We start from the raw sequence: 21,069 nt of genomic DNA on the forward strand, positions 1-21,069 counted from the left end.
AGGGTGGGGGCCGTGAGCACCCCCTCCGCCGCCCCGGGCCTGCAGGAGCTCGTCGACGCCGTCGCCGACCTCACCGGCGCCCCGACCACGCTGGAGGACCGCGACCTGCACCTGGTGGCCGCCTCCGGGCACGACGACGTCGTCGACGAGGTGCGCCGCACCTCGATCCTGCGCCGGCGCTCCGACGCGGCGGTGCAGCGGGCGTTCGCCGCCTTCGGCATCGCCCGCGCCCGCGGGCCGCTGCGGGTGCCCGCCGACCCGGCCGCCGGGCGCCTGGCCCGCTGGTGCGTGCCGGTGCGCTGGCGCGGGGTCACCTACGGCTACCTGTGGCTGCTGGACCCGCACGGGCGGGTGGAGCGGGAGCGGCTGGCGCAGCTGCACGACGTCGTCGACGCCGTGGCCGCCACGCTGGCGGCGCGCTCGCGCACCGCCGACCGCACCTCCTGGGCCGTCGGCGAGCTGCTCTCGCCCGACGCCGCCGCCCGCGCCCGCGCCGCCGAGGAGCTGACCGCGGAGGGCGTGCTGCCCGCCGGGGAGCTGCGCGCGGTGGCGCTGGCGCCGGCCGGCGGCGAGGCCGCCGGGCCGGTCAACGCCTGGCTGCTGCCGCGCTCGGTGCTCTGCGCGCCGGTGGGCGCGCGGGCGGTGCTGCTGGTGCCCGCGGCCGTGGGCGCCGCCGAGGTGGCCGCCCGGGCGGCGGGGGCGCTGCTGGCCCAGCACCCGGGCGGGGTGGGCGCGGGCGTGTCCGGGCCGGTGCCCGCCGGCGGCGCGCACGAGGCCTGGCGGCAGGCGCAGGCCGCGCTGGCCGCCGCGCTGGCCGCCGTCGCCGGCGCGGGCGGGGGCGCGGCCGTGCGCGGCTGGGAGGAGCTGGGCACCCTGCGGCTGCTGGCGCTGGCGGAGGCCGGCGCGCTGGCGGCCGTCGCGGTGGACGAGCGCGCGCGGCGCCTGCTGGCCGCGGACCCGGAGCTGGTGCGCACCGTGCGCACCTACCTGGACCTGGCGGGCTCGGCGCAGCGCACCGCCGCGGCGCTGGGCGTGCACCGGCAGACGCTGTACCACCGGCTGCGCCGGGTGCGCGAGGTCAGCGGCTGCGACCTGGACGACGGTGCGGACCGCCTGGCCCTGCACCTGGCGCTGACCCTGGCCGACCTGGCCGGGTGAGGTCCGGGCGGGGGGGGGCGTCAGCGGCGGGGCAGCGGCAGGGCCTCGGGCACGCGCTGCGGGCCGGCGACCGCCGGGCGCGGGCCGTCCTGCGGGTGCAGGCGCACCGCCACCAGCGCCACGTCGTCCTCCGGCTCCGGGGGCAGCAGGCGGTCCAGGATCCCGTCGCACAGCTCGTCCAGGTCCGCGCCGGCGAGCCCGGCCACCACCTCGCGCAGCCGCGCCAGGCCCTCGTCGAGGTCCTGCCCGCGCCGCTCCACCAGGCCGTCGGTGAACAGCAGCACCGTGCAGCCGTCCTCCAGCTCGGTCTCCTCGTCGCTGCGCGGCAGCTCCGGGTCGATGCCCAGCAGCAGGTCCGGGTCCTCGCCGTCCAGCTCGGTGACGGTGCCGTCCGGGCGCACCAGCAGCGGCGGGGGGTGCCCGGCGTTGGACCAGCGCAGCCGGCGCACCGCCCGCTCGCGCTCGGGCGCGGTCTGCTCCAGGCGCGCCACCACCGCCGTGGCCGTGGTCGCCACCGCCAGCCCGCGCATGGTGGCGTCCAGCGTGGAGAGCACCGCGGCCGGCGAGCCGCCGCTGGAGTAGGCGATGCCGCGCAGCAGGCTGCGCACCTGGCTCATCGCCGCGGCGGCGTCCACGTCGTGGCCCATGACGTCGCCGATGACCAGGACGGTGCCGCCGTCGGGCTGCAGGAACGAGTCGTACCAGTCCCCGCCGACCTGCACCGCGCGCGCGGCCGGGCGGTAGCGCACCCGCACCTCCAGGTGGTCCGGCTCCACCGGCGCGGTGAGCAGGCTGCGCTGCAGCCCCTCGGCGACGTGCTGCTGGCGCGCGTAGAGCCAGGCGTTGTCCAGGGCCAGGCCCGCGCGGTCGGCGACCTGCTCGGCGGTGCGGCGGTCCTCCACGCCCAGCGGGCCGGCGGCGGCGTCGCGGTAGAGGGTGACCAGGCCCAGCAGCCGCCCGCGCGCGCGCAGCGGCAGCATGTACGTCGACTCCGGCGCCAGCCGGCGCAGCAGCGAGCGCGCCGGCTCGGCCAGCACCCCGGACAGCCGCTCGGTGGCGCGCTCGGCGACGGCCACGGGCTGCTGGCCCGGCAGCGCGCGCAGCAGCGGCGAGTCCGGCGAGAGCCCGGACAGGCGCACCCGGCGGTACTCCTCGGCCACCGGGCGCAGCGCGGGGTCGGCGTGCCAGGAGCCGATGTCGCGCAGCTCCCCCGAGTCCTCCAGCAGGGTCACCACGCACCAGGTGGCCAGCGCGGGCACCACGTGCCGGGCCAGCCGGGCCACCGCCTCGTGCGCGTCCAGGGTGCCCACCAGGTCGGAGCTGACCGCGGCCAGCAGCTCCAGGCGCCGCGCGGTGCGCTCGGCCTCCTCCTGCGCGGCGCGGCGCGCGGTGACGTCGAGGAAGTACACCGACAGCCCGTCGGGGTCCGGCCAGGCCCGCAGCTCGAACCAGCCGTCCAGCGGGGGCGGGTAGTGCGCCTCGAAGGTCACCGGCTCGCCTGTCTCCACCGCGCGGCGGTACTCGGTCTCGAAGGCGGCGCCGACGGTGCCGGGGAACAGCTCCCACACCGTGCGCCCCAGCAGCTCCTCGCGCGAGCGCTGCAGCAGCCGCTCGGCCTCGGCGTTGACGTAGCTGAAGCGCCACTCGCGGTCCAGCGAGTAGAACGCCGCCGACATCGTCTCCAGCACCCGCGCCACGCGCGCGTCGCTGCTGCGCTCGGCGGTGGTGTCGTAGGCGGCGCCGGCCAGCCGCAGCGGCTGCCCGGCGGCGCTGCGCAGCACCCGGCCGCGGGCCTTGACCCAGCGGGTGCCGGCGGGGTTGAGCACCCGGTACTCGGCCTCGAAGACGTCCCCGCCGGCGATCGCGGCGTCGGCCGCCTCCTGCACGCGCGGCAGGTCGTCGGGGTGCACGCGCGCGGCGAAGGCGGTGAAGGTGCCGTCGAACTGGTCCTCGGAGTAGCCGAACATCTCCAGCATCCGCTCGTCCCAGGTGAGCACGCCCGTGACGAGGTCCCAGTCGAAGCTGCCCACGCCGCCGGCGGCCACGCCCACCTGCCAGCGCAGCTGGTCGGCCTCGTGCTGCACGGCCAGCGCCGAGAGCTGCAGCTCGCCGACGGCCACGGCCGCCAGGTCCACCAGCAGCTCCACGTCGGTGGGCGCCCAGCGCCGCGGCAGCGGGTCGAAGACGGCCAGCACGCCCACCACGCGCCCGTCGGTGCCGGTCATCGGCACGCCCAGGTAGCAGCCCACCACCCCGGAGGACACCGCCGGCAGCGCGGCCCAGCGGGCGTCGGCGCGCGCGTCGGGCACGAGCAGGGGGCCGCCGGCGGCGGCGGTGGCGGCCAGCAGCTCCTCCAGGGGGGCGACGAGGCCGACGGCGGCGCCGGCGCCGGTGGGCCGGTCCCCCTCGGTGAGCTCCGCGCGCCCGGCCGAGGCCGACAGGGCGCGCGCGGCCAGGGCCGCCAGGCGCTCCAGCGCGGGGTGCGGGGCGACGGCGCGCAGCAGGGGGGCGTCGGTGCCGCCCACCGGGGACCAGCCGTCCCAGCCCGCTGAGGGCGTCGCCCGCATCCGACACACCTTCGCCTCGGCGCCGGGTCGCCCGGACGCTCCTGCCGTGCACGGCGCCGGTCGACGCCCTCACCCGCTGTCACAGGATAGGGGGCCGGGTGCGAGCCCGCCCGTGTCCGGGGCGGCTCCTAGCCTGGGGGCGGACGGACCGCGCCGGGCGGGCCGGGCGACGTGGTCACCACAGCGAGGAGGGCGCGTGCGCGGGGACCCCAGCCGCGACCCGTTCCGGCCGGCCAGGACCGAGCCGCCCGCGGGGCGCCCGCAGCGCGCGGAGGTGCTGCGCGTGCTGGCCCTGTTCCGCCCGCACGCGCGCACCCTGTCGGTGGTCGCCGGGCTCATCGCCGTCTCCGCCGTCGCCGGCGTGGCCGCGCCGTTCCTGCTGCGCGAGATCGTCGACGTGGCGCTGCCGCAGCAGGACCTGCGGCTGCTCGCGGCGCTGGCCGGCGGGCTGGTGGCCATCGCCGCGGCGAGCACCGCCCTGGACGTGGTGCAGGGCCTGCTCACCACGCGCGTGGGGCAGGCCGTCATGCACGGGCTGCGCACCTCCCTGTACGCGCACCTGCAGCGCATGTCGCTGGGCTTCTTCGCGCGCACCCGCACCGGCGAGGTGCAGTCGCGCATCGCCAACGACATCGGCGCCATGCAGACCGTGGTCACCAGCACCGGCGCCGAGCTGGTGCAGAACCTCGCCACGGTCGTGGTCACCGCGGTGGCCATGCTCGCCCTGGACTGGCGCCTGGCGCTGTTCTCCTTCGCGGTGCTGCCGCTGTCGGTGTGGCTGAACCGGCGGGTGGGCAGGCTGCGCCGGCGCATCACCGCCCAGCGCCAGCGGCAGCTCGCGGAGATGTCCGCCACCGTCGAGGAGACGCTGTCGGTGTCGGGGATCCTGCTCACGCGCACCACCGGGCGCACCCGCGAGGTCGTGGAGCGCTTCACCGCCCAGTCCGACGGGGTGGCCCGCCTGGAGGTCGGCTCGGAGATGGCCGGGCGCTGGCAGTGGTCGCTCATCACGCTGACGATGGCGGCGGTGCCGGCGCTGACGTACCTGCTGGGCGGGTGGCTGCGCGGCGGCGGCACGGCGCTGAGCACCGGCACCCTGGTGGCGCTGGTGACCCTGCAGGCGCAGCTCTTCCGGCCGCTGGGGGCGCTGCTGCGCATCCTGGTGCGCCTGCACGCCTCGATGGCGCTGTTCACCCGCGTCTTCGAGTACCTGGACACCGCCCCGGAGGTGGTGGAGGCGCCCGGCGCGGTGGAGCTGGTGGACCCGCGCGGGCGGGTGGAGTTCCGCGGCGTCTCCTTCCGCTACCCCGGCGCCGAGCGCGACACCCTCAGCGGCGTCGACCTGGTGGTGCCGGCGGGCACCTCGCTGGCCGTGGTGGGCCCCACCGGCTCGGGCAAGACGACCCTGGGCTACCTGCTGGCGCGGCTGTACGACGTCGGCTCGGGCGCGGTGCTCGTGGACGGGCACGACGTGCGCGAGGTCACCGCCCGCTCGCTGGCGCGGGCGGTGGGCGTGGTGACGCAGGAGACGTTCCTGCTGCACGCCAGCATCGCGGACAACCTGCGCTTCGCCGCGCCGGGCGCCACCGACGGGGACCTGCGCCGCGCGGCGCGCACCGCGCAGGTCGAGGCGGTGGTCGACGCGCTGCCGGAGGGCTTCGACACGGTCGTCGGCGAGCGCGGGTACCGCTTCTCCGGCGGCGAGAAGCAGCGCATCGCGCTGGCCCGGGCGGTGCTGGGCGACCCGCCGGTGCTGCTGCTGGACGAGGCCACCAGCGCGCTGGACACCCGCACGGAGCGGGCGATGTCCTCCGCGCTGCGCGACGTGGCCCGCGGGCGCACCACGGTGACGATCGCCCACCGGCTGTCCACGGTGCGCGACGCGGACCAGATCGTGGTGCTGGAGGCGGGCCGGGTCGCCGAGCGCGGCACCCACGAGGAGCTGCTGGCGCGCGGCGGGCGCTACGCGGAGCTGGTGGCGGCGGACGAGGCGCGCGCGGCGGTGGAGCCCTCCGCCTGAGCGGGCAGGGCTCAGCGCGGGCCGGCGTCGCCCCCGGCCTGCCGTGCCGCGGCGAGCAGGCGCGCGATGCCGGCGACGACCTCGTCGACGTCCTCGGCGACGTCGCCGATGGAGGAGCCGGCCCACAGCCCGTCGCCGACGAGCTGCACCAGGCGGGAGAGGACCCGGTCGCCGACCTGCTCCTCGATGGCGGCGCGCCAGTCCTCGGTGGCGGCGGTGAAGGTGGCCGCGGCGCGCGCGTCGCCGACCTGGGCCAGGTGCAGCACGGCGATGCCGGTGCGCGAGAGCGGGTCGTCCTGCGGCACCACGGAGGTGCGCAGGTAGTAGTCCACGGCGCCCTCGGGGGCGGTGCGCATGCCGTGCACGTCGGCGGCGGCCAGGCCGCGGAAGCGCTCCAGCAGGCCCTCGACGAGGGCGTCCTTGGTGCCGAAGTGGTACAGCAGCCCGCCCTTGGAGACGCCGGCGGCGGCGGCCACGGCGTCGAGGGTGGCGGCGCGCACGCCGGCGGTGACGAGCAGCTCGCTGAAGGCGTCCAGGAGCTTCTCGCGGGTGGGGGGAAGGCTCGGCACGTCGTGGAGGTTAACCCCCACGCCACTGAACCGACGGGACGGTACAGTGGCGTGGACGCCACCGACCGACCCGACCGAGGGACCCCGTGACCACCCCCGCCGCACCCGCCCCCCGCACCCCCGCCGCACCCGTCCCGCGGGCCGGCGCCCGCCAGTGGGCGGCGCTGGCCGTGCTGATGCTGCCGGTGCTGATGATCTCCGTGGACACCACCGTGCTGAGCTTCGCGGTGCCGCACCTGAGCACCGCGCTGGCGCCCACCGGCACCGAGCTGCTGTGGATCGTCGACGGCTACTCCCTGGCCATCGCCGGGCTGCTGGTGACGATGGGCGCCCTGGGCGACCGCTCCGGCCGCCGCCGGCTGCTCGTGGTCGGCGCGGCCGGCTTCGGCGCCGTCTCCGTGCTGGCGGCGTTCGCCCCCTCGGCGCAGGCGCTCATCGCCGCCCGCGTCGCGCTGGGCGTCTTCGGCGCCACGCTCATGCCCTCCACGCTGGCGCTGCTGCGCAGCACCTTCCCCGACCGCGAGCAGCGGCGCACCGCCTTCGCCGTGTGGGCCGGCGCCTTCGCCGGCGGCGCGGCGCTGGGCCCGGTGGTCGGCGGGCTGCTGCTGGAGCGCTTCTGGTGGGGCTCGGTCTTCCTCGTCAACGTGCCGGTCGTGGCGCTGGTGCTGGTGCTGGTGCCGCTGCTGGTGCGCGAGTCGCGCTCGAGCGCGCCGGCGCGGCTGGACCCGGCCAGCGCGGCGCTGGCGAGCGCGGCGATGGCCGGGGTGGTCTACGGCGTCAAGGCGTTCGCCGACCACGGCCCCGGCGCGGTGCCGCTGCTGTGCACCGCGGCGGGCGCGGGCCTGGGCGTGCTCTTCGTGCGCCGGCAGGTGCGCCTGGCCGAGCCGCTGCTGGACGTGGGCCTGTTCCGGCTGCCGGTCTTCCGCACGGCGGTGCTGGCCAACCTCATGAGCATCTGCGGCATGACGGGGATGCTCTTCGCCGTCTCGCAGTACCTGCAGCTCGTGCTGGGCCTGAGCCCGGTGCGCGCGGGGCTGATGCTGCTGCCGGGGGCGGTGGTCTCGGTGGGCGCGGGCCTGCTGGCCGCGCGGCTGGCCCGGCGCGCGCGCCTGGACGTGCTGATCACCACCGGCCTGCTGCTGGGCACCGCGGGCTACGCGGTGGCGGCGACCCTGGGGCCGGCCGAGCCGGGGCGGGTGCTGGGCAGCGCGGTGCAGCTCGCGGTGGCGTTCGTGGTGCTCTCGGCCGGCGCCGGGCTGGCCGAGACGCTGACGAACGACGCGATCCTGGCCTCGGCCCCGGCGGACCGCGCCGGCGCGGCCTCGGCGATCTCGGAGACGGCCTACGAGGTGGGCGCGGTGCTGGGCACCACGGTGCTGGGCAGCGTGCTGACGGCCTCGTACTCGGCCGGCGTGGCGGTGCCCGCGGGCACGGACCCGCAGCGGGCCGCGGCGGCCACCGAGACGCTCGGCGGCGCGGTGGAGGTGGCCGCGCAGCTGCCGGCGGCGGCCGGCGAGCAGCTGCTGGAGTCCGCGCGGGCGGCGTTCGCGCACGGGCTGGACACCACCGCGCTGGCCGGGGCGGTGCTCACGGCGCTGGCGGCGCTGGTGGTGCACCGGCAGCTGCGCCCGCGCGCGCTCGCGGTGGCGGAGCGGCGCGAGCGCGAGCGCGTGGACGCCTGAGCGGCGCTCCTCAGGCGGCGCGGGCGCTCCTCAGACGGCTCAGGCGCTCCTCAGACGGCTCAGGCGCTCCTCAGGCGGTGCGGGGCGCGCCGGGGCGCGGCAGCAGGGCTGCGGCCCGGCGGCGGTGCAGGTCCTCGGCGGCGCGCAGCTGGCGCTCGGCGCGCTCGGGCAGCGCGCGCACGGCGCGCACCCACTCCCCGCCGGGCCCGGCGCCGGCGGCCACCGCGCCCTCGACGACGTCGGCCAGCACGCGCGCGGAGACCTGCCGGCGGTGCAGGCCGGCGAGCAGGTCCTCCAGCTCCAGCAGCGCCTGCACGGCGTCCTGGCGGGTGGAGGGCGGGCTGGGCAGGCGGTCCAGGACGGGCAGGCGGTGCAGCAGCGGCAGCAGCCGCGAGGCGCGCGCGGCGGCCCAGCTGACGCCCAGGACGGCCCAGTCGGTGGGCACGCCGAGCTGGCGCACGGCGGAGCGCACGGTGGCCCGGTCGGCGCCGACCTGCCGTCGCAGGTCGGCCAGCACGGCGCGCTCGGCGGCCAGGTCGGGGTCGCGCGAGGTGCGGCGCAGCTGGTCCAGCAGCACCCCGGAGCGGGCGAGCTGCTCGTTGAGGTAGGCGGCCAGCGCGGGGTCCACGGCCGCGCGCGGGGTCTGCAGGCGCATCAGCACGCCGTCGACCGTACGGCCGGGCGGGGTGCGCGGTCGAACCAGGGCGCGCGGGCGGGCCCGGTGGTGGTCCTGCGGTGGTCCGGCGGTGGCCGGTGACGCTGACCCGTCCGGGCGAAGGAGCCCGGACGGGTGGAAGCACCCCTTCTAGTGACGTAGCGTGAGTAACCAGTGACTCAAGGCTGATGCAGGGGGACTGATGGACAGCGCTCAGGGCGGTCTTCTCATGACCGAGGGGCCCGCGCTCGACACGACCGTGACGCTCATGCCCACGACCGGCACCACCGAGCGGGCACCCCGCGTGCACACCGGCACCGTCCGGTCCTGGACCGCCGGCGCCGCCGGGCTCGTCGTCACCAGCCACGTCAGCGCCGACCCCGGCACCGTCGAGGCGCTGGACGGCCAGCGCGTGTGGGTGAGCACGGAGGCCGGCGAGCCCGGCGCCGTGGTGCCGCACGCCGTCTTCCAGGCCGTCGCCCAGGCGCACCGCTCCGACGAGCTGGCCCTGACCGGCGTCATGCTGCTGGCCTCCGAGACCCGCCGCGCCGCCGTGCGCGTGCCCACCTCGCTGGCCGTGCACCTGACCACCCCCGAGGGCGTCGCCGACGCCCGCACCGTGGACATCTCGCGCAGCGGCCTGCGCCTGGAGGCGCAGGACCTGCCCGCCGAGCACACCGAGGTCGACGTCGCCCTCGAGCTGGACGAGGGCCTGGAGGTCCACGCCCGCGGCGAGGTCGTGCGCGTCGACGACGAGCACCACGAGGCCGTCGTGCGCTTCCTCGAGCTGGACGAGGGCGCCGCCGAGGTCCTCGAGCGCAGCGTGCTCTCCGAGCTGGCGCGGCAGAGCCGCAGCTCCTGACCCGCGCCCGCCGGCGCGGCGGACCGGTGGCCGGGCGGCCCCTCCCCCGCCCGGCTACCGTCGGCCCGTGGACACCGGCGGCGGGCGGCACTGGGGCGGCAGCGGGCGCTACGTCGAGGGCGAGCGCGTCTTCGCCCCGCCCTCGGGCGTCTTCGACGCCGACTGGGTCGCCGGCATCGTGCTGGACCGGCACGGCCCGGCCGCGGGCGAGCGCGTGGAGCTGGCCCGCGCCGCGCAGCGCGCCCGCGACGCCCGCGCCGCGGGTGCGGACGACGCGGCGGTCGTGGCCGCCCTGGTCGCCGCCGGTGCGCGGCCGTGGGTGGCCGCCGCGGTGCTGCGCGCGGCCGACGACTTCGCCGCCGCGTACGGCACCGGGGACTGAGGGCCCCTCCCCCGCAGCCCCCGCCCGCCGCGCGCTCAGCGCGGGGCGGGCACCCCCGGGCCGTCGTGGTGGTGCCGGCGCGCGTACTCCAGGACGTCCTCCAGCCGCACCCGTCGGTGGGTGCGCAGCTTCGTGTAGGGCAGCGCCCCGCTCTCCAGCAGCCGCACCAGGGTCGGGCGGCTGACGCCCAGGACCTCGGCGGCCTCCTGCGTGGTGAGCATCGCCTCGTGCGCGGTGTACGTCACCGCCTCCCCGTGCCGCAGCGCCGCGACGGACTCGCGCAGCGCCGCGAGCAGCTCCTCCGGCAGGACGGCCGAGCGGCGCCCGGCGCGCAGCACCACCGGGCCCCCGGCGGCGAGCACCCGGGCGAGGTCGTCGAGCCCCTCGATCCCGGGGTGCACGGTTCCTTCGACGGACGAGGAGGACACGTCCCCACGGTAGCCGCCGCGCCCGGAGGGGGCGTGCGCGGAACCGCTTCGAATCGAACGAAACGAAAACCGCGGTTAGGGTGGGGGCGACGACCCGTTCCCGAGCAGTGAGGACGAGCCGTGCTTCTGCTGCTGTCCGCCCACGCCCTGGCCGCCGTGCTGGCCGTCCCGCTGGTGCGCCTGCTGGACCGCCGCGCCTTCGCGGTGCTGGCCCTGGCGCCCGCCTCCACCACCGCGTGGACCGCCCTGCAGGGGCCCGCCGTCCTCGACGGCCGCGGCCCGCGGCAGGTCGTGCCGTGGGTGCCCTCGCTGGGCGCCGAGCTGGCGTTCCGCGTGGACCCGCTCTCGTGGGTCCTGCTCCTGCTCGTGGGCGGGGTGGGGACCCTGGTGCTGCTGTACTGCGGCGGGTACTTCCACCGCGGCGACCCGGGCACCGCGCGCTTCGCCGCCGTGCTGGTGGGTTTCACCGGCGCCATGACCGGCCTGGCCCTGGCCGACGACCTCGTGCAGCTCTACGTGTTCTGGGAGCTGACGACGGTGTTCTCGTACCTGCTCATCGGGTACGACGCCGCGCGGCGCTCCGCGCGCCGGGCCGCCACGCAGGCCCTGGTGGTCACCACCCTCGGCGGGCTGGCGATGCTCGTGGGGATCGTCGTGCTCGGGCAGTCCGCCGGCACGTACCGCGTCTCGGCCGTCCTGGCCGACCCGCCCACCGGCACCGCCGCCACCGTCGCCGTCGTGCTGCTGCTGGCCGGGGCGGTCTCGAAGTCCGCGCTGGTGCCGTTCCACTTCTGGCTGCCCGCCGCGATGGCCGCGCCCACCCCCGTCAGCGCGTACCTGCACGCCGCGGCGATGGTGAAGGCCGGGGTGTACCTGGTGGCGCTGTTCGCGCCCGCCTACGCCGGACTGCCCGCCTGGCAGGCGGTCACCGTCGGCCTGGGCCTGGCCACGATGCTGCTGGGCGGGTACCGCTCGCTGCGCCAGCACGACCTGAAGCTGCTGCTGGCGTTCGGCACCGTCAGCCAGCTGGGTTTCCTCGTCGTGCTCGTCGGCGCCGGCAGCCGCGCCGCGGCGCTGGCCGGGGTCGCGCTGCTGCTGGCGCACGCCACGTTCAAGGCGGCGCTGTTCCTCGTCGTGGGCGTGGTCGACCACCAGACCGGCACCCGGGACCTGCGCGAGCTGTCCGGCCTGGGCCGGCGGTGGCCGCTGCTGGCGGTGGCGGGCACGATCGCGGCCGCCTCGATGGCGGGCGTGCCGGTGACGCTGGGGTTCGTCGCCAAGGAGGCCGCGTACGAGGCGTTCCTGCACGACCGCCCCTGGGTCCTGGTGGGCCTGTTCCTCGGCTCGGTGCTCACCGCCGCGTACTCGGCGCGGTTCGTGTGGGGGGCGTTCTGCCGCAAGCCCGGCGTGCCCGACACCGGGGCGCCCGCGCCCGGCGCGGCGCTGCTGGTGCCTCCGGTGCTGCTGGCCGGCGCCACGCTGCTGCTGGGCCCGCTGGCGCCGCTGGTGGACGTGCCCGCGAGCGCGGTGGCGGCGCTGAACGCGGGCCTGCCCACCGACCCGGGCGGGGAGCCGACGCACCTGGCGCTGTGGCACGGGTTCACCCCCGTGCTGCTGCTGACCGCGGTGACGCTGGGGCTGGCGGCGGCGCTGTTCGCGCTGCGCGAGCGGGTCTCGCTGGCGCAGGCGCGCGTGCCGGACCTGCTGGACGCCGACCGCGGCTACCGGCGCGCGGTGCGCGCGGTGGACCGCGTGGCCGTGGAGGTCACCGGCGCCACCCAGCGCGGTTCGCTGCCGGTGTACCTGGCCACGATCCTGCTGACCGTCGTGCTCGTGCCCGGCGGGGCGCTGCTGCTGCACCGGCCCTGGCCCGAGGAGGTCCTGCTCGCCGACGGCTGGGCGCAGGTCCTCGTCGGCGTCGTCGTCGCCGCCGCCGCGGTGCTCACCGTGCGGGCCCGGCGCCGGCTGCGCGCGGTCGTCCTGGCCGGCGTCACCGGCTACGGCGCGACCCTGCTGTTCGTCCTGCACGGGGCACCGGACCTGGCCCTGACGCAGGCGCTGGTGGAGACCATCACCCTGGTGGTGTTCGTGCTGGCGCTGCGCCGGCTGCCCCCGTACTTCTCCAGCCGCCCGGCGCTGCGGGCGCGCTGGGTGCGCGTGGCCGTCGGCGTCCTGGTGGGCACCTGCACCTCGGCGTTCGCGCTGGTCGCCGCCGGCGCGCGCGACGCCGTGCCGGTGTCGGTGGAGCTGCCGCAGTGGGCCTACGACTACGGCGGCGGGAAGAACGTCGTCAACGTCACCCTCGTGGACGTGCGCGCCTGGGACACCGTGGGCGAGATCTCCGTGCTGCTGGTGGCCGCCACCGGCGTGGCCAGCCTGGTGTTCCGCCGCCGCATGGGCGCCATCGACCGCGCCCACCCCGGCGCCGTGCCCCCCGCGGCCCCCGGCCGCGGGCGCGCGCGCTGGCTGCCCGCGGCGAGCACGGTGGACCCCGAGCGCCGCTCGGTCGTCTTCGAGGTCGTCACCCGCCTGACGTTCCACGCGATCGTCGTGCTCTCCGTCTACCTGGTGTTCTCCGGGCACAACGCCCCCGGCGGCGGGTTCGCCGGCGGCCTGGTGGCCGGGCTGGCGCTGCTGGTGCGCTACCTGGCCGGCGGGCGCTACGAGTTCAACGCCGCCGTGCCGATCAGCGCCGGCTGGCTGCTGGGCACGGGGCTGTTCCTCTCCGCCGGCACCGGCCTGGTGGCGGTGCTCGCCGGCGGCGACGTCCTGCAGAGCGCCGTGGTGGACCTGCACGTGCCGGTGCTGGGCACGGTGCACCTGGTGACCTCGCTGTTCTTCGACGTCGGGGTGTACCTGCTCGTCGTCGGCCTGGTCGTCGACGTCATCCGCAGCCTGGGCGCCGAGGTCGACCGGCAGGTCGAGGACGAGGACGAGCCCGACGAGTCCGCCCACGACGCCCCCGACGGCCACGAGGACCCCGAACGCTCCCGCGACGCCCTGGAGGTGCCGATCCGGTGACCGGTGACCTGAACGCGACCATCGCCCCGAACCTCACGCTCGTCGTCGTCTCCGGCGTCCTGGTGGCCTGCGGGGTGGCGCTGCTGCTGGAGCGCACCCTCAGCCGGGTCCTCGTGGGCGTCGTGCTGCTCGGCAACGGCGTGAACCTGCTGTTCCTCGTCGCCGGCGGCCGCGCCGGCACCCCGCCGATCGTCGGCGCCGGCGACCCGGCGGGGATGAGCGACCCGCTGCCGCAGGCGATGGTGCTCACCGCCATCGTCATCACCTTCGGCATGTCCGCGTTCGTGCTGGCGCTGAGCTACCGCAGCTGGCAGCTCAACGGGCACGACGAGGTGCAGGACGACGTCGAGGACCGCCGCATCGTGCGCCGCGCCGAGCTGGACGAGGCCTCCGCCAGCTACGACGACGACACCCGGGACGACACCCGCGACGACACCCGCGACGACGGCACCGGGCCCGGCGGGCTCGTCGGCGGCCGCTCCGGCGACGACGGGGACGGACCGCGCCGGGACCCGCGCCGCTCCGGGCACCGCCCGGCCAGCGTGCACGGCGACCCCGACGCGCCGCCGCTGGCGGACGCGCTGCGCCCCGACGACTCCGAGGCGGTGGGCCGCGATGACTGAGGGCCTGACCGGCACCGCCGAGCTGGTGCGGGTGCTGCTGCCGCTGCCGGTGCTGCTGCCGCTGTTCGGCGCCGGCGCGACGCTGGCGCTGGCGCGCCGGCCCACCGCCCAGCGCGTCATCAGCGTCTGCGTGCTCACGGTCGTCCTCGTCGACGCGGTCGCGCTGCTGCTGCTGACCGACGCCGGCGCCGGGGTGTACTCCGTGGACGTCGGCGGCTGGCCGGCGCGCCTGGGGATCCCCCTGGTGGCCGACCGGCTCTCCGCGCTGATGCTCGTCGTCAGCGCCCTGGTCACCCTCGCCGTGCTGGTGTACTCCCTCGCGCAGGGCGTCGCCGACGGCGAGGAGGGCACGCCGGTCTCGATCTACCACCCCACCTACCTGGTGCTCTCCGCCGGCGTGTCCAACGCGTTCCTGTCCGGGGACCTGTTCAACCTCTACGTGGGTTTCGAGGTGCTGCTGGCCGCCAGCTACATCCTGCTGACGCTGGGCGGCACGAAGGCGCGGGTGCGCGCGGGCACCACGTACGTGCTCGTCAGCCTGCTGTCCTCGCTGGTGTTCCTCACCGCGCTGGCGCTGGTGTACGCCGCCACCGGCACCGTGAACATGGCGGAGCTGTCGAACCGGCTGCAGGACGTGGACCCCGGCGTGCGCCTGGTGCTGCACCTGCTGCTGCTCGTGGGGTTCGGCATCAAGGCGGCGGTGTTCCCGCTGTCGGCCTGGCTGCCGGACTCCTACCCCACCGCGCCCGCGCCGGTCACCGCGGTGTTCGCGGGCCTGCTGACGAAGGTCGGCGTGTACGCGATCATCCGCACCGAGACGCTGCTGTTCCCCGGCGGCGAGGCGGACCGGCTGCTGCTGTGGGCGGCGCTGGCGACGATGGTCGTGGGCATCCTCGGCGCCGTGGCGCAGAGCGACGTCAAGCGCCTGCTGTCCTTCACGCTCGTCAGCCACATCGGGTACATGGTGTTCGGCGTGGCCCTGGGCAGCGCCGCGGGGCTGTCGGGCGCGGTGTTCTACGTCGCGCACCACATCACCGTGCAGACCACCCTGTTCCTGGTCACCGGCCTGGTGGAGCGCCGCGCCGGCACCACCGCGCTGGACCGGCTGGGGGCGCTGGCGCGGCGCGCGCCGCTGCTGGCGGTGCTGTTCTTCGTGCCGGCGGTGAACCTCGCGGGCATCCCGCCGTTCTCCGGGTTCCTCGGCAAGCTGGCCCTGCTGCAGGCCGGCGTGGACGACGGCTCGGCCACCGCCCTGGTCCTGGTGGCCGGCAGCGTGGTCACCAGCCTGCTGACGCTGTACGCGGTGGCCAAGGTGTGGAACCGGGCCTTCTGGCAGGAACCCCCCGCGCAGCAGGAGCAGGAGCGGGAGCAGGAGCCCGGCGGCGCGCCCGCCGCCGGGGCGGTCGCGCTGGCCGCGCCCGCCGCGGCGCGCACGCCCGCCGGCATGCTCGCCCCCACCGCGGCCCTGGTGGCGGTGGGCGTGGCGATCACCGCGGTCGCCGGTCCGCTGTTCGGGATCAGCGACCGCGCCGCCCGCGACCTGCGCGAGCGCACCCCGTACACCTCCACCGTCCTGCACGACCGCGTCCCGCAGGTGCAGCCGTGAGCCCGGCCGCCCCCGCGGGCACCGTCGCCCCCCGCCCGCCGCTGCGCGAGCGGATCAGCCCGCCCGTGCTCGCCTGGCTGGTGGTGCTGTGGCTGCTGCTGTGGGGCGACGTGTCGTGGGCCAACGTGCTGTCCGGCCTGGCGGTGGCGCTGCTCGTGGTGCTCGTGCTGCCGCTGCCGCGCGTGCGGTTCGGGGTGCGGCTGCGCCCGCTGCGCCTGCTGGCGCTGCTGGCCCGCTTCGCCGTCGACCTCGTCGTGGCCAGCGCGCAGGTGGCGTGGCTGGCGGTGCGCCCGGGCCGCCAGCCGCGCAACTCCGTGGTGGGGGTGCCCCTGCACAGCGGTTCGGACCTGTTCGTGACGCTGACGGCGGAGCTGACCTCGCTGGTGCCCGGCAGCGTCGTGGTCGAGGTCGGGGCCCCCTCCGCGCACGGGGAGGGTTTCCTGTACCTGCACGCGCTGGGGGTGCACACCGCCGCCGGCCGCGAGCGGGTGCGCCGCAGGACGCTGCTGCTGGAGCAGCGCCTGGTGCGCACCCTGGCCGCGCCGCGGGCGCTGGCCGAGTACGAGGAGCGCTGCCGCGCCGACGGCAGCGCCACCACCCGCGACGCGGGCGCGCCCGCCGCGCCGCGACCGGGCGGTCCCGGGGTTCCGAGGGGTTCGAGGGGGGATTCGTGAGCGTCGTCGTCGCGGTCTGCGCGGGGCTGCTGGGGGTGGCCGCCCTGCTCGCGCTGGTGCGCGCCGCCAAGGGCCCCACGATGCTGGACCGGGTGGTGGCCCTGGACGTGCTGGTCGCCGCCGTCGTCATCGCCCTGTGCGTGGAGGCCGCCGCCAACCGGCGCGCCACCACGCTGCCGGTCATCGTCGTGCTCGCCCTCGTCGGCTTCGTCGGGTCGGTGGCCGTGGCCCGGTACGCCGCCCGCGAGGAGGGGGAGGACCGGTGAGCGCCGTGGACTGGGACGCGGTCGCGGACGTCGTCTCCGCCGCCTGCCTGCTCGCCGGCTGCGCGCTGACGCTGCTGGCGGCGATCGGGCTGCTGCGGCTGTCGGACGTGCTGGCCCGCATGCACACCACCGCCAAGCCGCAGGTCCTCGGCGTGCTGCTGTCGCTGGTGGCCGCCGGGCTGCAGCTGCGCAACGGCACCGACGTCGCCACCCTCGTGGCGATCGGGGTGTTCCAGCTGCTGACGGTGCCGGTCGCCGCGCACATGGTGGGCCGGGCCGCGTACCGCACCGGGCAGGTGGACGCCTCGCTGCTCGACGTCGACGAGCTCGCCGAGCGGATCGCCGCGGAGGAGCGCGAGCAGCGGACCGGCGGGCCGGGCGCGGCGGGACCGGCCCGCCCGCGCTGAGGGGCCCGGCGGGGGTTTCGCGGGCGGCGGGGCGGGTAGCGCACGAGTGCGGCGCCGTCCGCGCCGCGGAACCCCGACGCCCCACCGGAGGGACGAGACGTGACCCAGCTGCCGCAGCCCGTCAACGACAACACCATCAAGGTCCGCCAGCTCACGCACTACCAGTTCTCCTGGGTGGCCGGCGAGCCCGGTCAGAGCGGCGCCTACACGCTGCAGCTCGTCCTCGACCAGGGCGCGTGGGAGGAGGTCCTCACCATCTCCCCCGAGGACGCCGACGCCCTGCAGGACCTGCTGGTGAACACCAAGGACGTCCACTACGACGTGGAGCGCCGCACGCTGATGTTCGGGGTGACGCCGACCGGGCAGTGACACCGGCGAGCTGAGAGGCGGCGACCCGGGGGGTCCGCGGGCGTTCTTCCCCAACACTCGAAGCCCCCCGGGCCGCCACCACCAGTGGAGCACGACCACCCCGCGCGGCGCCACCCGGAACCGGCGCGCCGCCGCTGGACCCGGCGCGCCGCCGCCGGACCAGGGGGGTCGCGGTCGGACCCCGCGGGTCAGGCGCCCGGGTCGTCCCCGCGGGCGGAGCGGCCGCTCCAGCCGCGCACGGTCAGCCACACGCCGCCGACGACACCGCCCCACGCCACCCAGCGCAGCAGCCACCACCACTGCCGCAGCACCGCCGGGACGCCCAGCGGGTCCGCCCCGTCGGGGCGCGACCACGTCGCCAGGGCGTGCAGCGCGGTCCCGGCGAGCAGGACGAGCACCCCCAGGACCAGCAGCCCGCCGTCGCGGCGGGCGGGGGCGGAGGGGCGTCCGGGGTGTCCTGGGCGTTCAGCCACGTCCCGACCCTGCCGCCCGGCCCGCCGGGCCCGCATCGCCCGATCGTCGCCCCCGCGCCCCCGCGCCCCGGCCCCCGGCGGACCGGGGGCCGGGGCGGGTGGCGCGCAGCCGGCTCAGGCCGGGGTGGAGGCGTCCGCGTAGCGCAGCACCGCGCCGATGCCCTGGACCAGGTCCGGGCGCTCGGCGACGAGCTCGATCTCCGCGTCGGAGGCCGCCAGCGCGCGCACGATCGCGGCGTCGGCCCGCACCCGGAACGGCTCGCCGTCGCCGCCGAGGGCGCGCACCTCCTCGGCGGTGGTGCCGATCTCCAGCGCGGTGGCGCCCACCCACAGCATCTCGGACTCCCCGCCCGGGTCGGGGTCGTCGCGCAGCAGGACGGTGCGCACCTGCCCGCGGCGCAGCGCGTCCACCACGGGCGCCAGGCCCTTGACGGCGCGGCCGCCGCGGCCGGCCTCCTGCTCGAACTCGTCGACGACGGCGTCGCGGCGGCGCCGGCGCACCTGCTCCAGGGCCTCGGCGACGGCGGCGTTGAAGGACTCCTCGTGCACCCCGGGGTGCCGGCTGCCGCCGGGCACGTCCACGAGCAGCTCCAGCACCTGCTTGGCGGCCTTGCCGCGCAGCGCGGCGGAGGCCTTGACGTCACCGGTGAGCAGCACCACCTCCGGGTGCTGGTCGCGCACGATGGCGTGCAGCTCCTCGGCCACGGCGGCGGCGTTGTGGTCCCAGGAGTCCTGCACGGCGTGCTGGTAGCGCAGGTGCGCCCAGCCGCCGCCGGGGATCTTGTGCAGCAGGTCGTGCCCGGCGGTGACCTCGCGCACCTCCTCGCTGCCGCGGGGGGCGTCGGAGCTGGTGACGGTGATGTCGGCGCCGGCGCGGTCCAGCTCCACCATGACGTAGCGCACGTCGTCGGCCAGGGAGCGCACCAGCGGCATCAGGTGCGCCACGGGGCCGGTGACGGCCTCGTCCTGCGCGGGCGGGTCCGGCAGCAGCACGTCGATCTCGATGCCGCCCGTGGAGGCGATGAGGGCCCGGCCGACGGGCCCGCCGACCTCCGCGGGGGTGGTGGCGACGTCGTCCAGGGCCTGCAGGGCCGGCTCGGGGGCGCCCTGCCCGGCGAGGGCCTCGCGGGCGTCCTTCCAGCGCACCTCCATCTCGTGCGCGCCCTTCTCCCGGGTGCGCGAGACGTCGACGTAGACGCTCACGTGCGGGCCGGGATCGGTGGCGACGGGCTTGAGCCAGTCCAGCTTCACGGACGTGTCCTCCTCGGCGAGATCGACGATCCTGTTCCACGCTCTTACCCACCGTCAGCGAGGTCAACCCCGCGACACGCCCCGCGCGGGTCCCGCGTACAGCCACCGCCCGCCCTCGCGGCGGAAGGCCGACACCTCGTGCTGCACGTCGCGCCGGCCCCCCTCGCGCGCGTGCGCCTCGAACTCCACGGTGCCGGTGTCGTCGAAGGGGCCGCCGCCGGTGGTGGCCAGCACGAGCAGGCGCCGCCACCGCCCGCCGGTGCCGCTCAGGTCGAGCGCGTCGGGGCGGTCGGCGGCGTCCCAGGTGCGCAGCAGGTGCTGCGCGTCCTCGCGCACGAAGGCGGTGTAGCGCGAGCGCATCAGCGCCTCGGCGGTGGGGGCGGGCTCGCCCGCGTGGTACCGGCCGCAGCAGGCGGCGTACGGCTCGCCCCACCCGCACGGGCAGGGGGCGCCGGCCTCGATCTCGCGCACGGCACCACCCTGCCACCCGGGGCGGCGGGGGGCGGCGCCGCTCAGGCGCAGATGTCGTCGGTGGCCACGCGGGCGGTGAGGGACGGGCTCGGCGCCGGGGCGGCGGGCGCGGGGGCCGCACCGGTGACGCGGGGGCGCACGTCGCTCACCGAGTACGCCGCGGAGGAGACCTCCACGACCACGCCGCGGCCCACCGAGGGGTCCAGGCGGGTGGGGGCCCCGCCGAAGGCCGCCGCGACGGTGTTCGCGCTGTCGGCGCGGTCGGTGCCGTAGCGCACCAGCACCGGCACCGAGGGGTCGGTGGCCGGGCCGTCGCCGGTGCCGGCCGGGGCGAAGCCCACCCCGGCCAGCGCGTCCGCCACGGCGGCGGCGGTGCCGGCGGGGGCGCCGACGTTGAGCACCCGCACCGCCACGTCCCCCGGCGCCACGACGAGCTGGGAGGTGGTGGAGGGGTCCGGGGCGGCGGTGGGGGCGGGGGCGGGCGGGGCGCCGGCCTCGTCCTCGCGCACCTGGCGCCACAGCTCGTCCGCCGCGGCCGTCCACTGCACGCGGGCCTCGTTGCGCGGGTAGGGCTCGGTGGGCACGGTGACGAAGCGCACGCCGCCGGCGGGCATCCGCTGCAGGCTCTGCGCCAGGTCGGCGAGCTGGCCCAGGTCGGCCAGGCCGGGGTCGGTGGTCACCGACCTCGTGGCCGCGTTGAGGAAGCCGTACAGGCGGTCCGGGCGCAGCAGCGTCTCGGAGCTGAGCACCTTCTGCACCATCGAGGACATCAGCGCCTGCTGGCGGCCGATGCGGGAGATGTCCGAGCCGTCGCCGATGTAGCGCACGCGGGCGTAGGCCAGGGCCGTCTCGCCGTCCACGTCCTCGTGGGTGCCGGCGGTCAGGTACAGGTTGGCCTTCCTGTCCTCGATCTCCTGCGGGGTGCAGATCGTCACCCCGCCGATGGCGTCGACCATGGAGCGGAAGCCGCTGAAGTCCACGACGGCGTAGTGGTCGACGTACACGCCGGTGAGGGCCTCGACGGTCTCGATGGTGCAGGCGGGCCCGCCCTCGGAGAACGCGGAGTTGAACATCCCCAGCGCGGCGGGCACCGGCTGCCCGGTGACCGTGGAGGTGCACTCGGGGATCTGCACCATGGAGTCGCGCGGGATGCTCACCAGGGTGGCGCTGCGCCGGTCGCCGGCCAGGTGCACCAGGACGGTGGTGTCCGAGCGGGCGCCGGGGTCGGCGGCCTCGCCGCCGTAGGCGTCGCCGGTGCCGTCGGCCAGCGCCCGGGTGTCGCTGCCCATGACGAGGACGTTGACCGGCGCGGTCTCGCCGGGGCCGGCGGTGCGGTCGGGGCGGTCGCCCAGCAGCCCGGAGACGTCGCGCGCGGTGATGTTGCCCTGCAGCCGCTGGTAGGCGTACACCCCGCCGGCGGTGGCGACCAGGGCGAGCGCGACGGCCGCGACCGCCACCGCGCGCAGGACCCGCAGCGCCGTGCCGTGCGCGTGGCTGGCGTGCCGGCCGCGGGCGCGCGGCGCGGCCCCCGGCCCGCCCGCCCGCCGGGGGGGGCGGGGGGTGGTCGTCGGCACGACGCCAAACG

Annotated in this window: 20 protein-coding genes; 12 read left to right on the forward strand and 8 right to left on the reverse strand. The window is 77.4% G+C overall.

Annotated features, from left to right (window positions below; genetic code table 11):
• Positions 1-12 precede the first annotated feature (12 nt).
• Positions 13-1,158 carry a PucR family transcriptional regulator gene (locus tag ACRYR7_RS10340; protein ID WP_432572005.1) on the forward strand — a complete coding sequence of 382 codons (1,146 nt, stop codon included), beginning with the start codon at positions 13-15 and terminating at the stop codon, positions 1,156-1,158.
• Between the two features lie 20 nt (positions 1,159-1,178).
• Here the strand turns inward: ACRYR7_RS10340 and ACRYR7_RS10345 are convergent, their stop codons facing one another.
• Positions 1,179-3,725, reverse strand: coding sequence for a SpoIIE family protein phosphatase (locus ACRYR7_RS10345; protein WP_432572006.1), 2,547 nt, complete (start codon positions 3,723-3,725; stop codon positions 1,179-1,181).
• 196 nt (positions 3,726-3,921) lie between these two features.
• On the opposite strand from ACRYR7_RS10345, the gene ACRYR7_RS10350 reads away from it, so the two are divergent.
• Positions 3,922-5,745, forward strand: a complete 1,824-nt coding sequence (locus ACRYR7_RS10350) for an ABC transporter ATP-binding protein (protein ID WP_432572007.1) — start codon at positions 3,922-3,924, stop codon at positions 5,743-5,745.
• 11 nt (positions 5,746-5,756) lie between these two features.
• Here the strand turns inward: ACRYR7_RS10350 and ACRYR7_RS10355 are convergent, their stop codons facing one another.
• The gene (locus tag ACRYR7_RS10355) at positions 5,757-6,314 is read right to left on the reverse strand and encodes a TetR/AcrR family transcriptional regulator (RefSeq protein ID WP_432572008.1); all 558 of its coding nucleotides are present in this window, start codon (positions 6,312-6,314) and stop codon (positions 5,757-5,759) included.
• A gap of 86 nt (positions 6,315-6,400) precedes the next feature.
• On the opposite strand from ACRYR7_RS10355, the gene ACRYR7_RS10360 reads away from it, so the two are divergent.
• Positions 6,401-7,996, forward strand: coding sequence for an MFS transporter (locus tag ACRYR7_RS10360; protein ID WP_432572009.1), 1,596 nt, complete (start codon positions 6,401-6,403; stop codon positions 7,994-7,996).
• A 70-nt stretch (positions 7,997-8,066) separates the two neighbouring features.
• Here ACRYR7_RS10360 and ACRYR7_RS10365 read toward each other — a convergent pair whose 3' ends face one another.
• A complete protein-coding gene (locus ACRYR7_RS10365) occupies positions 8,067-8,657 on the reverse strand; it encodes a hypothetical protein (protein ID WP_432572010.1) in 591 nt (196 codons plus the stop codon).
• A 196-nt stretch (positions 8,658-8,853) separates the two neighbouring features.
• Here ACRYR7_RS10365 and ACRYR7_RS10370 point away from each other — a divergent pair, with 196 nt between their 5' ends.
• A complete protein-coding gene (locus ACRYR7_RS10370; protein WP_432572011.1) occupies positions 8,854-9,513 on the forward strand; it encodes a PilZ domain-containing protein in 660 nt (219 codons plus the stop codon).
• 67 nt (positions 9,514-9,580) lie between these two features.
• A complete protein-coding gene (locus tag ACRYR7_RS10375) occupies positions 9,581-9,895 on the forward strand; it encodes a hypothetical protein (protein WP_432572012.1) in 315 nt (104 codons plus the stop codon).
• Positions 9,896-9,930: 35 nt separating this feature from the next.
• Here ACRYR7_RS10375 and ACRYR7_RS10380 read toward each other — a convergent pair whose 3' ends face one another.
• Entirely contained in the window at positions 9,931-10,323 is a 393-nt protein-coding gene (locus ACRYR7_RS10380; protein WP_432572013.1) for a helix-turn-helix domain-containing protein, read from the reverse strand.
• A 120-nt stretch (positions 10,324-10,443) separates the two neighbouring features.
• On the opposite strand from ACRYR7_RS10380, the gene ACRYR7_RS10385 reads away from it, so the two are divergent.
• The 7 genes from ACRYR7_RS10385 (at position 10,444) to ACRYR7_RS10415 (ending at position 17,289) form a co-directional block, all read left to right on the forward strand.
• Positions 10,444-13,344, forward strand: a complete 2,901-nt coding sequence (locus ACRYR7_RS10385; RefSeq protein ID WP_432572014.1) for a Na+/H+ antiporter subunit A — start codon at positions 10,444-10,446, stop codon at positions 13,342-13,344.
• 20 nt (positions 13,345-13,364) lie between these two features.
• On the forward strand, positions 13,365-13,967 hold the full coding sequence (locus tag ACRYR7_RS10390; protein ID WP_432572024.1) for a Na(+)/H(+) antiporter subunit C: 603 nt from the start codon (positions 13,365-13,367) through the stop codon (positions 13,965-13,967).
• Complete coding sequence (locus ACRYR7_RS10395) at positions 13,960-15,573, forward strand: Na+/H+ antiporter subunit D (protein WP_432572015.1); 1,614 nt, start codon at positions 13,960-13,962, stop codon at positions 15,571-15,573. Before ACRYR7_RS10390 ends, ACRYR7_RS10395 begins: the two co-directional genes overlap by 8 nt.
• A complete protein-coding gene (locus tag ACRYR7_RS10400) occupies positions 15,570-16,247 on the forward strand; it encodes a Na+/H+ antiporter subunit E (protein ID WP_432572016.1) in 678 nt (225 codons plus the stop codon). The genes ACRYR7_RS10395 and ACRYR7_RS10400 overlap by 4 nt, the downstream gene beginning before the upstream one ends.
• Entirely contained in the window at positions 16,244-16,513 is a 270-nt protein-coding gene (locus ACRYR7_RS10405; protein ID WP_432572017.1) for a monovalent cation/H+ antiporter complex subunit F, read from the forward strand. The genes ACRYR7_RS10400 and ACRYR7_RS10405 overlap by 4 nt, the downstream gene beginning before the upstream one ends.
• Positions 16,510-16,920, forward strand: a complete 411-nt coding sequence (gene mnhG / locus ACRYR7_RS10410; RefSeq protein WP_432572018.1) for a monovalent cation/H(+) antiporter subunit G — start codon at positions 16,510-16,512, stop codon at positions 16,918-16,920. The genes ACRYR7_RS10405 and mnhG overlap by 4 nt, the downstream gene beginning before the upstream one ends.
• A gap of 99 nt (positions 16,921-17,019) precedes the next feature.
• Positions 17,020-17,289 carry a hypothetical protein gene (locus ACRYR7_RS10415; RefSeq protein ID WP_432572019.1) on the forward strand — a complete coding sequence of 90 codons (270 nt, stop codon included), beginning with the start codon at positions 17,020-17,022 and terminating at the stop codon, positions 17,287-17,289.
• A gap of 188 nt (positions 17,290-17,477) precedes the next feature.
• Here the strand turns inward: ACRYR7_RS10415 and ACRYR7_RS10420 are convergent, their stop codons facing one another.
• From ACRYR7_RS10420 to ACRYR7_RS10435, 4 genes are all read right to left on the reverse strand, one after another.
• Positions 17,478-17,762: a hypothetical protein gene (locus ACRYR7_RS10420; protein WP_432572020.1), complete on the reverse strand. Its 285-nt coding sequence runs from the start codon at positions 17,760-17,762 to the stop codon at positions 17,478-17,480.
• Between the two features lie 114 nt (positions 17,763-17,876).
• Positions 17,877-19,013, reverse strand: coding sequence for a baeRF2 domain-containing protein (locus tag ACRYR7_RS10425; RefSeq protein ID WP_432572021.1), 1,137 nt, complete (start codon positions 19,011-19,013; stop codon positions 17,877-17,879).
• A 63-nt stretch (positions 19,014-19,076) separates the two neighbouring features.
• Positions 19,077-19,484: a YchJ family protein gene (locus ACRYR7_RS10430; protein WP_432572022.1), complete on the reverse strand. Its 408-nt coding sequence runs from the start codon at positions 19,482-19,484 to the stop codon at positions 19,077-19,079.
• Positions 19,485-19,525: 41 nt separating this feature from the next.
• A partial coding sequence (locus ACRYR7_RS10435) for an LCP family protein (protein WP_432572023.1) occupies positions 19,526-21,069 on the reverse strand: 1,544 nt, incomplete at its 5' end.

It is taken from the genome of Kineococcus gurbantunggutensis (assembly GCF_050871925.1).
In the GTDB taxonomy this organism is placed as follows: Bacteria; Actinomycetota; Actinomycetes; order Actinomycetales; family Kineococcaceae; genus Kineococcus.